The organism is Bradyrhizobium sp. AUGA SZCCT0182, assembly GCF_018130185.1.
Lineage (GTDB): Bacteria > Pseudomonadota > Alphaproteobacteria > Rhizobiales > Xanthobacteraceae > Bradyrhizobium.
Map to the genome: position 1 here is coordinate 56,208 of NZ_JAFCLY010000027.1, position 14,172 is coordinate 70,379.

General features: G+C 63.6%; 13 protein-coding genes. 8 read left to right on the plus strand and 5 right to left on the minus strand.

Translation table 11 applies throughout. The features are described 5' to 3' along the window. Positions 1-42: 42 nt before the first annotated feature. Complete coding sequence (locus tag JQ611_RS25820) at positions 43-1,041, minus strand: NAD(P)H-quinone oxidoreductase (protein ID WP_212466973.1); 999 nt, start codon at positions 1,039-1,041, stop codon at positions 43-45. Positions 1,042-1,146: 105 nt separating this feature from the next. Between JQ611_RS25820 and JQ611_RS25825 the strand changes: the two genes are divergently transcribed. From JQ611_RS25825 to JQ611_RS25835, 3 genes are all read left to right on the plus strand, one after another. Continuing rightward, positions 1,147-1,338 (plus strand): DUF1192 domain-containing protein, encoded by a 192-nt coding sequence (locus JQ611_RS25825; protein WP_192736889.1) that lies wholly within the window; start codon positions 1,147-1,149, stop codon positions 1,336-1,338. A gap of 51 nt (positions 1,339-1,389) precedes the next feature. Beyond that, a complete protein-coding gene (locus JQ611_RS25830) occupies positions 1,390-1,668 on the plus strand; it encodes a hypothetical protein (RefSeq protein WP_212391534.1) in 279 nt (92 codons plus the stop codon). A 379-nt stretch (positions 1,669-2,047) separates the two neighbouring features. Beyond that, positions 2,048-2,560, plus strand: coding sequence for a DUF1465 family protein (locus JQ611_RS25835; RefSeq protein WP_212466974.1), 513 nt, complete (start codon positions 2,048-2,050; stop codon positions 2,558-2,560). A 107-nt stretch (positions 2,561-2,667) separates the two neighbouring features. Here the strand turns inward: JQ611_RS25835 and rpmE are convergent, their stop codons facing one another. Then, on the minus strand, positions 2,668-2,895 hold the full coding sequence (gene rpmE, locus JQ611_RS25840) for a 50S ribosomal protein L31 (protein ID WP_192736886.1): 228 nt from the start codon (positions 2,893-2,895) through the stop codon (positions 2,668-2,670). 181 nt (positions 2,896-3,076) lie between these two features. On the opposite strand from rpmE, the gene JQ611_RS25845 reads away from it, so the two are divergent. After that, positions 3,077-4,936, plus strand: a complete 1,860-nt coding sequence (locus JQ611_RS25845) for an ABC transporter ATP-binding protein/permease (protein WP_212466975.1) — start codon at positions 3,077-3,079, stop codon at positions 4,934-4,936. A gap of 131 nt (positions 4,937-5,067) precedes the next feature. Here JQ611_RS25845 and JQ611_RS25850 read toward each other — a convergent pair whose 3' ends face one another. Next, entirely contained in the window at positions 5,068-6,099 is a 1,032-nt protein-coding gene (locus JQ611_RS25850; RefSeq protein WP_212265535.1) for a peptidoglycan -binding protein, read from the minus strand. Between the two features lie 12 nt (positions 6,100-6,111). Continuing rightward, a complete protein-coding gene (locus tag JQ611_RS25855) occupies positions 6,112-7,110 on the minus strand; it encodes a flagellar motor protein MotA (RefSeq protein ID WP_212213250.1) in 999 nt (332 codons plus the stop codon). A 175-nt stretch (positions 7,111-7,285) separates the two neighbouring features. On the opposite strand from JQ611_RS25855, the gene JQ611_RS25860 reads away from it, so the two are divergent. The 4 genes from JQ611_RS25860 (at position 7,286) to JQ611_RS25875 (ending at position 13,297) form a co-directional block, all read left to right on the plus strand. Then, positions 7,286-7,567, plus strand: a complete 282-nt coding sequence (locus JQ611_RS25860; RefSeq protein WP_212466976.1) for a hypothetical protein — start codon at positions 7,286-7,288, stop codon at positions 7,565-7,567. A 32-nt stretch (positions 7,568-7,599) separates the two neighbouring features. Then, complete coding sequence (locus tag JQ611_RS25865; RefSeq protein ID WP_212466977.1) at positions 7,600-8,628, plus strand: cyclopropane-fatty-acyl-phospholipid synthase family protein; 1,029 nt, start codon at positions 7,600-7,602, stop codon at positions 8,626-8,628. 311 nt (positions 8,629-8,939) lie between these two features. Then, entirely contained in the window at positions 8,940-10,145 is a 1,206-nt protein-coding gene (locus JQ611_RS25870) for an efflux RND transporter periplasmic adaptor subunit (protein ID WP_212265538.1), read from the plus strand. A gap of 5 nt (positions 10,146-10,150) precedes the next feature. Beyond that, on the plus strand, positions 10,151-13,297 hold the full coding sequence (locus JQ611_RS25875; protein WP_212466978.1) for a multidrug efflux RND transporter permease subunit: 3,147 nt from the start codon (positions 10,151-10,153) through the stop codon (positions 13,295-13,297). A gap of 85 nt (positions 13,298-13,382) precedes the next feature. On the opposite strand, the gene JQ611_RS25880 is transcribed toward JQ611_RS25875, so the two are convergent. Beyond that, entirely contained in the window at positions 13,383-14,171 is a 789-nt protein-coding gene (locus JQ611_RS25880) for an inositol monophosphatase family protein (protein WP_212466979.1), read from the minus strand. Position 14,172 lies beyond the last annotated feature (1 nt).

Below are 14,172 nucleotides of genomic sequence, written 5' to 3' on the forward strand. Positions count from 1 at the left end.
AAGGAAATCAAAGGGTTTCCGCCTTCGCTTCGGTCCGGAGCGTTAAACCTCCAACACAATTTTGCCAATATGTGCGCTGGTCTCCATCCGCCGGTGCGCATCAGCCGCCTTTTCCAGCGGGAATGCGCTGTCCATCAGCGGCTTTACCCGCCCTTCGCGCATCAAGGGCATCACTTTGGCCTCGATCGCCGCGACCATCGCCGCCTTATCCGCATTAGTACGGGGACGCAGGGTGGAACCGGTGTGGGTCAGCCGCTTCACCATGACCTTGGCGATGTTGACGGTAACCTTGGGCCCATTGAGCGTTGCGATCTGCACGATACGGCCATCGACCGCGGCGGCATCATAGTTGCGATCGACGTAGTCGCCGGCAACCATGTCGAGGATGACGTTGGCGCCCGCGCCATCGGTCGCGGCCTTGACCTCGGCGACGAAGTCCTCGGTCTTGTAGTTGATGGCGCGGTCGGCGCCGAGCTTCAGGCACGCATCGACCTTGTCCTGGCCGCCGACGGTGACGATCACCTTGGAACCAAAGGCCTTGGCGAGCTGGATCGCCATGGTGCCGATGCCGGACGAGCCGCCATGGATCAGCAGCGTTTCGCCGGGCTTCAGCGCGCCGCGCTCGAACACATTGTGCCAGACCGTCATCAGCGTCTCGGGAATCGCACCGGCTTCCTGCATCGAAAGAACAGGCGGCACACTCATCGCCTGCGCGTCCTGCGCGATGCAATATTGTGCGTAGCCGCCACCGGCCACCAGCGACATCACCTTGTCGCCGAGCTTGTGCTTGCTCGCACCGGCGCCGAGCGCGACCACTTCGCCCGCAATTTCGAGGCCTGGCAGGTCGCTGGCGCCGGGCGGCGGCGGGTAGGCGCCGGATCGCTGCGCAACATCGGGACGGTTGACGCCGGCGGCGGCGACCTTGACCAGGATTTCGCCGGGGCCGGGAACGGGAACGCTGCGGGTTTCCGGCAACAGCACTTCGGGGCCGCCGGGCTTGCTGATGCCGACGACGGTCATTTGCGCGGGCAGCTTTTCCATGATTTGTCCTTGCGAAATACGGGAATTTTGAAGGCGGCCCTTGATTAGCCAGCCGTCATGCGGCTGGCAACCGCCTCAAGGGATCGCCAAGCACGGAGGAAACGCATGGCCATCGAGGATGACGACAAGCCGAGGAAGAAAATCACCCACGAGATCGGGCAAGACCTGTCGCTGCTGTCGGTCGAGGAATTGACCGAGCGCATCGCGCTGATGAATTCCGAGATCGAACGGCTGCAGGCGGCGATGGCCAAGAAGCGCGCGTCCAAGGATGCGGCGAACAGTTTTTTCAAGTCGTAGCCGAGGGCCGGAATGGGAATGCGCGGAAGGCGTCTCGTTGGCGCGGTCGTCATGGGCGCGGTCGTCTTGGGTATTGTGCTTGCCGGACTGAGTGCGCCGGCCGATGCGCGGACCCCGGCGAGCTGTGTCGGGATCGACATGACCTCGGGCGAATGCAAGGCGCAGCGCTGCAAGAAGCCGTTCCAAAAAAATCTCGCCGCGTGCGCCGAATTGCCATCCAACAAATCGTGTCCGGTCCTCGCCCGGCAGCAAAAGCGCCAGTGCGACCGAAGCTGCGACCAGACCTATATGAAGCGGTTCCCGCCGGGGTTTACCTGCGATGAACAATAAGTGGCCAATGGCCTAATTCGGGCAGGCGTCTCGCGTTGAATGGTGCAAGGAATGCTGCAAGTCCCAAACTGGGCCAATGGCCGACATGGCAAACAAAGCCTGAAGAAAATCGCTCGTTTACGATCAATTAAGCTTTCTGGTTTATGACTGGCGTCGTCCTCGTTTGGACACCGAGTGGCTCCTGTCCACTCTGTTTGACGCCTCCCTGTTATCAACTTCAAAAGCCGCCGGAAACGGCGGCTCTTTTTTGTCTCCGCAGGCTGGAAACCATATTTCCGGTTGCGGCTGGACTCTCGCCCTCGCAAGCGCAATGATTTGTTCATCATAAGTCGGCGGTTTGAAAAGCCGGCAGCGTATCAGTGGCGTGAGGGCGTTAACTATGGCGGACCGGCTGCACAGCGATTCCGCGCTCGTTCAATTCAGCGAGCGGCTGACTAATTCGGCGGCATTCGGAACCTTGTTCCGCGAGGGCATGGATCTGGTCGAGGAGACCGCCGCCTATCTCGACGGTGACGGCCGCGCCGAGGCCAAGGCGCTCGAACGCTCCGTCAGTCTCACCTATGCGACCGAAAGCATGCGGCTGACCACCCGCCTGATGCAGCTCGCCTCCTGGCTGCTGCTGCATCGCGCGGTCAAGGAAGGCGAGATGACGCTGACCCAGGCCAACCGCGAAAAGACCAAGGTCAAGCTCTCCGCCGCCGATCCCGGTCCCGAAGACATGATCGCCAAACTGCCGCAGCAATTGCAGCACCTGATCGAGCGTTCGATGAACCTGCAGTCGCGGGTGCGGCGGCTCGACACTTCGATCCATGCGCCGGCGGCCGAACGCGCCCCGATCGGCAATCCGCTGGTGCCGCAGCTCAATCGCCTGAAGGCGGCCTTCGAGCGGTAATTCCGCCACCGTCTTGGTCCATAAAAAGTCTTGGTCCATAAAAAAACGCCCCGGGAAACCGGGGCGTTTTGCATTCCTGGGCCGAATGGCGAGGGGTCGAAAATCCCTCAGTCCTTCTTGAGGAAGCCCGAAAACTTCTTCTGGAAGCGCGACACGCGGCCGCCGCGGTCGAGCATCTGCTGGGTGCCGCCGGTCCAGGCGGGATGCGACTTGGAGTCGATGTCGAGGTTCAGCTTGTCGCCTTCCTTGCCCCAGGTGGAACGGGTCTGATACTCCGTACCGTCGGTCATAACGACCGTAATCGTATGATAATTCGGGTGAATTTCGGCTTTCATGGCATATCCTTCGGCGCGCCTGCGCCCGTCTCGAAATGTCAGGGGTACGGGATTTGGGCGGGTCTATAACGCAACAAGGCCGCCAAAACAAGCTGCTAGGGCCGTCTGATTGGCCGATCTGCCGCATTTGCCAGCGCCGCTCCCGGGGCCTATCTGGGGGCATCGAAACTGGTCCCTTTTCATGAGCGCAGCCGAACAGCTTGAAGACCCACCCGGCGGCCTGCCGCCGCGGCGCGACGCGCTGCTCGAGGAAGAGGCCTTCATCGAAACCCAGCTCACGCAGTCGCCGGCCAAAACCGGCGCAAAACTGCGCCCCCTGCTGGCGCTGGCGCCCTACGTCGCGCGCTATCGCGGGCGGGCGATATTGGCGTTCATCTCGCTGACCGTCGCGGCGGTGACGACCCTGGTGGTGCCGATTGCGGTGCGGCGCATGATCGACTTCGGCTTCAGCCCCGAAGGCATCGCGATGATCAACAGCTACTTCAGCGTGATGATCGCGGTCGTTGCGGTGCTGGCCTGCGCCAGCGCATCGCGGTTCTATCTGGTCATGACGATCGGCGAGCGCATCGTTGCGGACCTGCGGCGCGACGTGTTCGCGCATCTGATCTCGCTGTCGCCTTCGTTCTTCGATTCCGCCCGCAGCGGCGAACTGGTGTCGCGGCTCACGGCTGACACCACCCAGATCAAGTCGGCGGTGGGCGCGTCGGTGTCGATCGCGCTGCGCAATCTGATGCTGTTCATCGGCGCCACCACCATGATGGTGATCACAAGCCCGAAGCTTTCGCTGTTCGTGCTGCTGGCAATTCCGGTGATCGTGATTCCGCTGGTCGCGTTCGGACGCTGGGTGCGGCGGCTGTCTCGCAACGCGCAGGATACGCTGGCCGACGCCAGCGCCTATGCCTCCGAGCTGGTCGGCGCTATCCGAACCGTGCAGGCCTATACCAGCGAGCGGCTGGCCGCGACGCGCTTCGGCCGCGAGGTCGAACAAGCCTATGACGCCGCGCGCAGTTCGACGCGGGCGCGCGCGGTGCTGACCTTGATCATCATCTTCATCGTGTTTTCCAGCGTCGTGGTGATCCTTTGGGTCGGCTCGCACGACGTGCTGACCGGTTCGATCAGCCCGGGCCGGCTCGGCCAGTTCGTGCTGTATGCGGCGTTCGCCGCGACGGGCCTCGGCCAGCTCAGCGAGGTCTGGGGTGAAGTCTCGGCCGCCTCGGGCGCCGCCGAACGGTTGTTCGAGATCCTGCGCGTCAAGCCGCAGATCACGGCGCCGGCCTCGCCGGTCGCCCTGCCGTCGCCGGCGCGCGGCGATGTCAGCTTTGAAAATGTCAGCTTCAACTACCCAACGCGCCCGGATGTACGGGCGATCGACAGCGTCTCGCTGTCGGTACGGGCCGGAGAGAAGGTCGCGATCGTCGGCCCGTCAGGCGCCGGCAAGAGCACGCTGTTTCATCTGCTGCTGCGGTTCTACGATCCCGCCAGCGGAACGATTTCGGTCGACGCCGTGCCGATCAAATCGGCCGATCCACGCGAAGTGCGCGCGCGCATCGCGCTGGTGCCGCAGGACTCGGTGGTGTTCGCGGCAAGCGCCCGTGAAAACATCCGCTTCGGCCGGCCTGATGCCAGCGATGCCGAGGTCGAACGCGCGGCCGATCAGGCGCATGCCACCGAATTCATTCGCCGCCTGCCTGAGGGTTTCGAGGCGCAGCTTGGCGAGCGCGGCGTGACGCTGTCGGGTGGCCAGCGCCAGCGCATCGCCATTGCCCGAGCCATCCTGCGCGACGCCCCGCTGTTGCTGCTCGATGAAGCAACCTCCGCGCTCGATGCCGAAAGCGAGACCCTGGTGCAGACCGCGCTGGAAGAATTGATGCGCCACCGCACCACGCTCGTGATCGCGCACCGGCTCGCGACCGTTCTGTCCTGCGACCGCATCATGGTGATGGACCAGGGCCGCATCGTCGAGCAGGGCACGCATGCCTCGCTGGTTGCCGCGAACGGGCTCTATGCGAGGCTGGCAAGATTGCAGTTCGAGGGGATTTGACTTCCGTTAAGGTGAGCGCGCTCTACACTCCGTCATTGCGAGTGCAGCGAAGCAATCCATCTCACCACGGAAGGAAAGAATGGATTGCTTCGTCGCTGCGCTCCTCGCAATGACGGGATTGGCTGCCGCGACTACCGTTCTGTCAGCTTCAGCTCGATGCGGCGGTTGCGTTTGTAGGCTTCCTCGGTCGGCGCCGTGTCGAGCGGCTGGAATTCGGCAAAGCCTGCGGCGACGAGCCGCTGCGCGGGGACGCCGAGCGAGACCAGATATTGCACCACCGAGATCGCACGCGCCGACGATAGTTCCCAGTTCGACTTGAACACCGGGCTGTTCATGATCGGCCGCACGTCGGTGTGGCCGTCGACCCGCAGCACCCAGGCGATTTCGCTCGGGATCTGCTTGTCGAGATCAACCAGCGCGGATGCAAGCTTGTCGAGCTCGGAGCGGCCTTCGGGCAGCAGCAAGGCCTGTCCGGTGTCGAAGAACACTTCGGATTGGAACACGAAGCGATCGCCGACGATCCGGACATCCGGCCGATTGCCGAGAATCGCACGCAGCCGCCCGAAGAACTCGGAACGGTAACGCGTCAGTTCCTGCACCCGCTGCGCCAGCGCCACGTTGAGCCGTTGGCCGAGATCGGCAATGCGGCCCTGCGATTCCTTGTCGCGTTTTTCGGAGGCGTCGAGCGCTTCTTCAAGCGCGGCGAGCTGCCGGCGCAGCGCGCTGATCTGCTGGTTCAGCACCTCGATCTGCGCCAGCGCGCGCGACGTCACCGCCTTCTCGGAATCCAGCGCCTTGTTGAGTTCGTTGGCGCGGCCCTGGGCGTCGTTGCCGGCGCCGGCGAGCCCCTCATAAAGGCCCTTGATGCGATCGCGCTCCGCTTCCACCGATGTCAATCCGGCGCGCGCCTGCGAGAGCTGGTCGCTAAGGTTCAATCCGGTGAGTTTTTCCAGCGACAGCAGGTCGTTCAACTGCGCGATCTTGGCGTTGAGCGCCTCCAGCGCCTTGTCCTTGCCGGTGACTTCCTGCGACAGGAAGAACTGCACGACGAGAAACACCGAGAGCAGGAACACGATCGACAGCACAAGCGTCGACAGCGCGTCGACGAAGCCCGGCCAGTAGTTCATTCCCGATTCGTTGCGGCGTGCACGTGCGAGGGCCATCGGCTAAATACCTCAGCTTTTCTCGGGTTGGCGCGCGATCCGCTCGAGCAGCTTCTTGATCTCGCGGTTCTGTTCGCCCTGGCCGTCGGCCCATTCGCGGATCATCTGCTGCTCGGTGCGCATATGCGCGACCAGGCCCTGAATGGCTTCGGCGAGGTTGGCCATCGCCGCCGTGGTGCTGCGGCTGCTGCCGCCTTCCTCGACCACCGCGCGCAGCCGCTCCATCGCGTGCTGCAGCTCGCCGGAAACGCCGGTGGTGCCGTCGCCTGAATATTCGCGCACGGTCGAGGCGAGCCAGTCTTCCAGGTCGGTATAGAAGCGGTTCTGCGCCTGGCTCGATTGCAGGTCGAGGAAACCCAGGATCAGCGATCCGGCGAGGCCGAACAGCGAGGATGAAAACGAGATGCCCATGCCCTTGAGCGGCGCCGCCAGACCCTCCTTCAGGGTATCGAACAGCGAGCCCGAATCACCACCGACCTTCAGCCCCTCGATCACCTGGCCGACGGAGCCTACGGTTTCGATCAGGCCCCAGAAGGTGCCGAGCAGGCCGAGAAAGACCAGCAGGCCCGTCATGTAGCGGGAGATGTCGCGGGCTTCGTCCAGCCTTGTTGCGATCGAATCCAGCAAATGCCGCATGGTCTGCTGCGAGATCGACATCCGCCCGGTGCGCTCGCCGCCGAGGATTGCCGCCATCGGCGCCAGAAGCGTCGGGCGGCGGTCGATGGCGAGGCCGGGGTCGGCGATGCGGAAGTTGTTGACCCAGGAGACTTCCGGGTAGAGCCGGATCACCTGCCGGAACGAAAGGATGATGCCGATCAGAAGCACCGCGCCGATCAGGGCGTTGAGGCCGGGATTGGCGAAGAACGCGGTGACGATCTGCTTGTAGAGCACGGTCATGACCAGGCCGCACAGCACCAGGAACACCAGCATCCGCACCAGAAAAATCTGTGGCGACGACAATTTGGTGAGCTCGATCTCCATTTCGGAGCGGGCGGAGGGGCCTTGGGGCATTGCGGGGGTCTTCCGTTGCGAAAAGCCGCGTTTGGGGGGCCAATATGGCACAGCGCGGCTGAGAAAAAAGATCGGAAAAGCGCTGTTTCAGGCAGACGACGGGGAACTTCACGCCGAAACTGGGCTTTGACTTGAGCGTATTTTGGAAACGTTCTTTGTCCAACCGGGATTTTTCATGACGGCCCTGTATCTCGAAGTGCTGGCGGCGATGGCCGTTTTGCTCCCGGTCCGGATGGCGGGCACCTGGATGGTGCAGCCACGCACCGGCAACGCCGGCTGGGTGGATACAATCTGGACCGTTTCGCCCGGTTTGGCCCGCGTAACCGGCATTCCGTCGCGGGAGCCGCAGCTGCTGCGCCCGCGCGATGACCGCTATCGCGACTGTCAGTTGCGTGTCCGTCCGTTCTTCTCGCTGTCGCCGCAAGATGATTCCCGAAAGTGGAGGCCGGTTTTCTAAAAAGGATCGTGCTCAAGAAAGGGAGTGGTCACATGAGCTTCGTTTCCACGATCATCGGCACCGCTGAGCGGGTGCCGCTGCCTGACGTGATCATCCGCGCCGCGATCCACCGGCTGTGTTCGCGCACCGCAACAAGGCTCGCCATCGGCAACGCCGAAAGCGACGCCTGGTTTGCCGACGAGATGGCCGCGCGCGCCATCGCCGAATACAGCGACGAGGCCACCGCGCAGCATCACGAGGTGCCGTCGGCGTTCTTCGCGCTTGTCCTCGGGCCACACCGCAAATATTCCTCGTGCTTCTACCGGGAGCCGGCCACGACATTGCAGGAGGCCGAAGAGGAGGCGCTGCGTCAGACCGTCGGGCATGCCGATATCGCCGACGGCCAATCGATTCTCGAATTCGGCTGCGGCTGGGGTTCGCTGTCGCTGTGGATGGCGCGGCAGTTCCTGCATTCGGAAGTGACGGCAGTATCGAATTCCGCGTCGCAGCGCCAATTCATCGAGGGCGAAGCCGGCAAGCGCGGATTGAAGAATCTGCGTGTGGTCACCTCGGAGATGAATCTGTTCGACCCGCAGATGCAGTTCGACCGCATCGTCTCCGTCGAGATGTTCGAGCACCTGTTGAACTGGCGCGAATTGATGTCGCGGATCCGTTCCTGGCTGAAGCCCGACGGTCGCTTCTTCATGCACATCTTCACCCATCGCTCGGGCGCCTATCTGTTCGACCGCGCCGATGGCGAGGACTGGGTCGCGCAGCATTTCTTCACCGGCGGCATGATGCCGAGCCACCATCTGATCCGGCAATATTCCGATCTGCTCGAAATCGAAAAGGAATGGCGCTGGAGCGGGCTGCATTATCACCGCACCGCGCAGGATTGGCTGGCCAATTTCGATCTGCACCGCGAGGAGATCGAAGCGGTGTTGCGTCCCGTCTATGGCGGCGAGACCGCGTTGTGGATGCGGCGCTGGCGCTGGTTCTTTCTCGCGACGTCAGGCCTGTTCGGTTACGCCGACGGCAGCGAATGGGGCATCAGCCACTACCGGATGAAGGCGGTTCGTTAACGGGCAGCAGGTGATTCGCGCCGGTTTTCCGCAAATTCGCGGGATGCCGCGTTTTGAGCTCTGGTTCCCGCTCACACTTGTTGCGTTCCATTCCGACGCGCTGAAGCGTGACGTTGTCACAATCCGGTGAGTCGCCAAAATCGCCGTTTGTTCAGTGCGATAGCGTCGTGTGACATTGGGCCGCCGCGCATGCGCATTGCATCGCAGCAAACTCACCCTATCCTTGTCTCAACAAGAACGCGATGTCTTCGCGACAGTATCGCGCAAACAGTTGTTTGCGCTTCAACTCGACTAAAGGGGCGATATTTTCGATGTCTGGAATTCGTGCGCAATCATGCATCGCTCTGATGCTCCTTGCGATGGCGCCGCTGTTGGCTGGATGCAAAGAGCCAACCGCTGCAACGGCTGCTGTGCAGCCTTCTTCCGAGCCAGACGTCAGTGTTGTTACCGTGAGGCCGCAGTCGCGTGCGATCATCCGCGAATTGCCGGGGCGTATCGCGCCGACCCGCGTTTCTGAAGTGCGCCCGCGCGTGTCCGGCATCGTGGTCGAGCGCCTGTTCCACCAGGGCAGCGAGGTCAAGGCCGGCGACGCCCTCTACAGGATCGATCCGCGGCCGTTCGAGGTCGAGGTGCAGTCGACCGAAGCCGCGCTGGCGCGCGCCAGCGCAACGTTCGATCAGGCCGCATCGCATGCGCGCCGTATCGCCACGCTGACCAGCCAGCGCGCAGCCCCCGAAGCCGAGAACGAAAAAGCCATCTCGGCCGAGCGTCAGGCGGCTGCGGACGTCGAGGGCCGCAAGGCCGACGTCGCCCGCGCCAAACTCAATCTTGATTATGCCACCATCCGCGCTCCGATCGACGGCGTCGTCGGCGCCGCGCTGGTGAGCGAAGGCGCGCTTGTCGTGCAGAACGAAAGCACGAGCCTTGCGACCATCCAGCAACTCGATCCGATCTATGCCGATTTCACCCAATCGGTGAACGAGCTCAATCAGCTGCGCCGGGCGGTGGAGAGCGGCGATCTCGACCGTATCGCGCCTGACGCCATGAAGGTTCGCCTGGTGCTGGACGACGGCTCGGTTTATCCGATTGCCGGCAGATTGCTGTTCTCGGAGGCCAAGGTCGATGCCCATACCGGGCAGGTGACGTTGCGCGGCGAGTTCCCCAATCCGAGGCGCGAATTGCTGCCGGGCATGTACGTCCGCGTGCTGATCGAGCAGGGCATCGATACCGACGCCATCGCGGTGCCGCAGCAGGCGATCCAGCGCAATGGCGGCGGTGGCAGCGAAGTGTTCGTGGTCAAGAGCGACAACCTCGTCGCCGTCCAGCCGGTACGCACCGGCTCGTTGCAGGGCGGCCAGTGGTTCGTCACCGAGGGCCTGAAGGCCGGTGACAGGGTCATCGTCGAGGGCTTCCAGAAGTTTGCCGCCGGCGATAAGGTCCGGCCGCAGCTGCTGACCGAGGCCGACGCGTCCGCCGATTTCGCCGGTGCCAGGCCGTCCGCGCAAGCGACACGGTAGATTCCATGCCGAGTTTCTTCATCGACAGGCCGATCTTCGCCTGGGTCGTCGCGCTTTTCATCTGTCTGATCGGCGCGATCTCGATCCCGCTGCTGGCGATCGCGCAGTATCCGATCATCGCACCGCCCTCGATCTCGATATCGACCAGCTATCCCGGCGCGTCGCCGGAAAACCTCTACAACAGCGTCACGCGGCTGATCGAGGAAGAGCTCAACGGCGCCAACGGCATCCTGAACTTTGAATCCACCAGCGACTCGCTGGGCCAGGTCGAGATCATCGCCAATTTCGTGCCGGGTACCGACACCGGGACGGCGTCGGTGGAGGTGCAGAACCGCATCAAGCGCGTCGAGGCGCGGCTGCCGCGCGCGGTGATCCAGCAGGGCATCCTGATCGAGGAAGCTTCCAGCGCCGTGCTGCAGATCATCACGCTGCGCTCGACCGACGGCAGCCTCGACGAGGTCGGCCTCGGCGACTTCATGATTCGCAGCGTTCTCGGCGAAATCAGGCGCATTCCCGGCGTCGGCCGCGCGACGCTCTATTCCACCGAACGCAGTCTGCGTATCTGGGTCGATCCGGCCAAGCTGGTCGGCTATGGGCTGACCGCCGATGACGTCAACAAGGCGATCACGGCGCAGAACGCGCAAGTAGCCTCCGGCAGCATCGGCGCCGAGCCGAGCACGGATGACCAGAAGATTTCGGCGCTGGTGCTGGTCAAGGGACAGCTCTCGTCGCCGGACGAATTCGGCGCGATCATCCTGCGTGCCAATGCGGACGGCTCGACGGTGCGTTTGCGCGACGTGGCCCGGATCGAGATCGGCGGATTAAGCTATCAGTTCAACACGCGGCTTAACGGCAAACCGACGGCGGGTCTGTCGGTGCTGATGTCGCCGACCGGCAACGCGCTGGCGACCGCAAGCGCGGTCGAAGCCAAGATGAAGGAGCTGTCGCGCTTCTTTCCGGCCAACATCGCCTATGAGATTCCCTACAACATCACACCTGTCGTGAAGGCCTCGATCGAGAAGGTGCTGATGACGCTGGTCGAAGCCATCGTGCTGGTCTTCATCGTGATGTTCCTGTTCCTGCAGAACATCCGCTACACCATCATTCCGACCATCGTGGTGCCGGTGGCGCTGCTCGGCACCTGCGCGATCCTGCTTGCGGCCGGCTACTCCATCAACATGTTGACGATGTTCGGCATGGTGCTGGCGGTCGGCATCCTGGTCGACGACGCCATCGTGGTGGTCGAGAACGTCGAGCGTATCATGGCCGAAGAGGGCCTGCCGCCGAAGGAGGCCACCCGCAAGGCGATGTCGCAGATCACAGGCGCCATCATCGGCATTACACTGGTGCTGATCGCGGTGTTCGTGCCGATGGCGTTCTTCCCGGGATCGGTCGGCGTCATCTATCGGCAGTTCTCGGTAACGATGGTTGCGGCGATCGCGTTCTCCGCGCTGCTGGCGATGTCGCTGACGCCGGCGCTGTGCGCGACCTTGCTGAAGCCGGTCGTGGCCGGCCACGGCCATGCCAGGAAGGGCGTGTTCGGCTGGTTCAACCGCGCGCTCGACGGCACCAAGGACGGTTATACGCGCGTCGTCGGACATTCGCTGAAGCGAACCGGCCGCCTGATGCTGATCTATGCGGCGCTGATCGTCGGGCTGAGCTGGGCCTTTATTCGCTTGCCCGGCGGCTTCCTCCCGGTCGACGACCAGGGCTTCATCACCACCGACGTGCAGACACCGGCTGACTCGTCCTATGCCCGCACCGAGGCGGCGGTCGAGAAGGTCGAGCAATATCTGGCGAAGCGTTCCGGCGTCGAGAACGTCACCTTCCTCACCGGCTTCAGCTTCCTCGGCCAGGGCATCAACACCGCCCAGGCCTTCATCACGCTGAAGGACTGGTCGGAACGCGGGCCGAAGGATTCGGCCGCCTCGATCGTCAACGACATCAACCGCGATCTGTCGTCGATCCGCGACGCCCGGATTTCCGCGCTGCAGCCGCCGCCGATCGACAATCTCGGCAACTCCTCGGGCTTCTCGTTCCGCCTGCAGGACCGCGGCCAGAAGGGTTATCCGGCGCTGGTCAGCGCCGCCGAGCAGCTGATCGCGGAAGCCAATGCCAGCCGCGTGCTGCAAAAGGTCTATGTCGAAGGCCTGCCGCCGGGGCCGCAGGTCAATCTGATGATCGACCGCGAAAAGGCCGGTGCGTTCGGCGTCACCTTCGAGGACATCAACAACACCATCTCGACCAATCTCGGATCGAACTACATCAACGACTTCCCGAACCGGGGCCGGATGCAGCGCGTGATCGTGCAGGCCGACCGCGGCAGCCGCATGAATGCCGACGACATCCTGAACTACAACGTCAAGAACAGCCGCGGCCAGCTGGTGCCGCTGTCCTCGTTCGCCTCCGTCGAATGGTCGAAGGGGCCGACGCAGATCGCCGGCTTCAACTACTATCCCGCGGTGCGCATCAGCGGCGAAGCGAAGCCCGGCTTTACCTCGGGCGATGCCATCGCCGAGATGGAGCGGCTCGCGGGCAAGCTGCCGCGCGGCTTCGGCTATGAGTGGACCGGACAATCGCTGCAGGAAAAGCTCTCGGGCTCGCAGGCGCCGTTCCTGCTCGGCCTGTCGGCGCTGGTGGTGTTCCTGTGTCTGGCGGCGCTCTATGAAAGCTGGACCATTCCGCTCGCTGTGCTGCTGACGGTGCCGCTCGGCATCTGCGGTTCGGTGCTGGCCGCGTCGTTGCGCGGCCTGCCGAACGACGTTTACTTCACCGTCGCCCTGATCACCATCATCGGACTGGCTGCGAAAGATGCCATTCTGATCATCGAGTTTGCCAAGGAGCTGCGCGCGCAAGGCAAGCCGCTGGTCGAAGCGACGATCGAGGCCTGTACCTTGCGTTTCCGCCCGATCCTGATGACCGGTCTCGCCTTCGTTTGCGGCGTGCTGCCGATGGTGATCGCGACCGGCGCCGGCGGCGCCAGCCAGCAGGCGCTCGGCACCAGCGTGATGGGCGGTATGATCGCGGTCGTGATCCTGGCGCTGTTGATGGTGCCGGTGTTCTTCGTCGTGGTGCAAAGGTTCTTTGCGGGGGACCGGGAAGTGGTGGCGGAAGCGAAGCCGCCGCAGGCGGCGCCGAGGCCTGCTGAGTAGCGATTATTCGCCACACCGACTTGTCACCTCCACCGGCAAGCTCCTGGCGCGGCCGTGGCAGCGGCCTTTGCGCATCGCTGCGCCGTTAGAGCGGCTTCAGAATCTTCACCAGCTCTTTGTGCACGAACTCGTTGCCGCAGATCAGGTGTCCGGTCGTGAGCGGATCGTCGTCGCCCGCCATGCCTGACACGACGCCGCCGGCCTCGCGGATCATGATCTGTCCGGCCGCCATGTCCCATGGCTGCAGATTGCGCTCCCAATAACCGTCGAGGCGGCCGGCGGCGACGAAGGCCATGTCGAGCGAGGCGGCGCCGAACCTTCGAAGGCCTGCAACCCGCTCCTGGATCGCGGTCATTTCCAGCCGCGACTGAGCATGATCGCCGCGCCCGATATGCGGCAGGCCGCAGCCGACCACGCATTCGTCGAGCAGGCGCCGGCCGGCGACGCGCAGCCGCTGGTCGTTGAGGAACGCGCCCTTGCCGCGCTCGGCGATGTAGAGCTCGTCATTGGCCGGATTGTAGATCACGCCGGCGATGATGGTGCCTTCGCGCTGCAGGCCGATCGAGATCGCGAATTGCGGAATGCCGTGCAGGAAGTTCGTCGTGCCGTCCAGGGGATCGACGATCCAGGTATGGCTCTTGTCGGCGCCTTCGCGCGTGCCGCCTTCCTCGCCGATGAAGCCGTAACCCGGCCGCGACTTGGTCAGATCCGCATAGAGCAGTTCCTCGGCGCGCTTGTCGGCCATGGTGACGAAATTCGCAGGCCCCTTCAGCGACACCTGCAGATGCTCGACCTCGCCGAGGTCGCGCTTGAGGCTGCGGCCGGCGTGGCGCGCGGCTTTCACCATGACGTTGATAAGGGCTGAATGCAGCATG

Bases quoted from the DNA above. Each gene is read 5' to 3' on its own strand.
- JQ611_RS25820 (WP_212466973.1), bottom strand. From the start codon at position 1,041: ATGGAAAAGCTGCCCGCGCAAATGACCGTCGTCGGCATCAGCAAGCCC.
- JQ611_RS25825 (WP_192736889.1), top strand. From the start codon at position 1,147: ATGGCCATCGAGGATGACGACAAGCCGAGGAAGAAAATCACCCACGAG.
- JQ611_RS25830 (WP_212391534.1), top strand. From the start codon at position 1,390: ATGGGCGCGGTCGTCTTGGGTATTGTGCTTGCCGGACTGAGTGCGCCG.
- JQ611_RS25835 (WP_212466974.1), top strand. From the start codon at position 2,048: ATGGCGGACCGGCTGCACAGCGATTCCGCGCTCGTTCAATTCAGCGAG.
- rpmE (WP_192736886.1), bottom strand. From the start codon at position 2,895: ATGAAAGCCGAAATTCACCCGAATTATCATACGATTACGGTCGTTATG.
- JQ611_RS25845 (WP_212466975.1), top strand. From the start codon at position 3,077: ATGAGCGCAGCCGAACAGCTTGAAGACCCACCCGGCGGCCTGCCGCCG.
- JQ611_RS25850 (WP_212265535.1), bottom strand. From the start codon at position 6,099: ATGGCCCTCGCACGTGCACGCCGCAACGAATCGGGAATGAACTACTGG.
- JQ611_RS25855 (WP_212213250.1), bottom strand. From the start codon at position 7,110: ATGCCCCAAGGCCCCTCCGCCCGCTCCGAAATGGAGATCGAGCTCACC.
- JQ611_RS25860 (WP_212466976.1), top strand. From the start codon at position 7,286: ATGACGGCCCTGTATCTCGAAGTGCTGGCGGCGATGGCCGTTTTGCTC.
- JQ611_RS25865 (WP_212466977.1), top strand. From the start codon at position 7,600: ATGAGCTTCGTTTCCACGATCATCGGCACCGCTGAGCGGGTGCCGCTG.
- JQ611_RS25870 (WP_212265538.1), top strand. From the start codon at position 8,940: ATGTCTGGAATTCGTGCGCAATCATGCATCGCTCTGATGCTCCTTGCG.
- JQ611_RS25875 (WP_212466978.1), top strand. From the start codon at position 10,151: ATGCCGAGTTTCTTCATCGACAGGCCGATCTTCGCCTGGGTCGTCGCG.
- JQ611_RS25880 (WP_212466979.1), bottom strand. From the start codon at position 14,171: ATGCTGCATTCAGCCCTTATCAACGTCATGGTGAAAGCCGCGCGCCAC.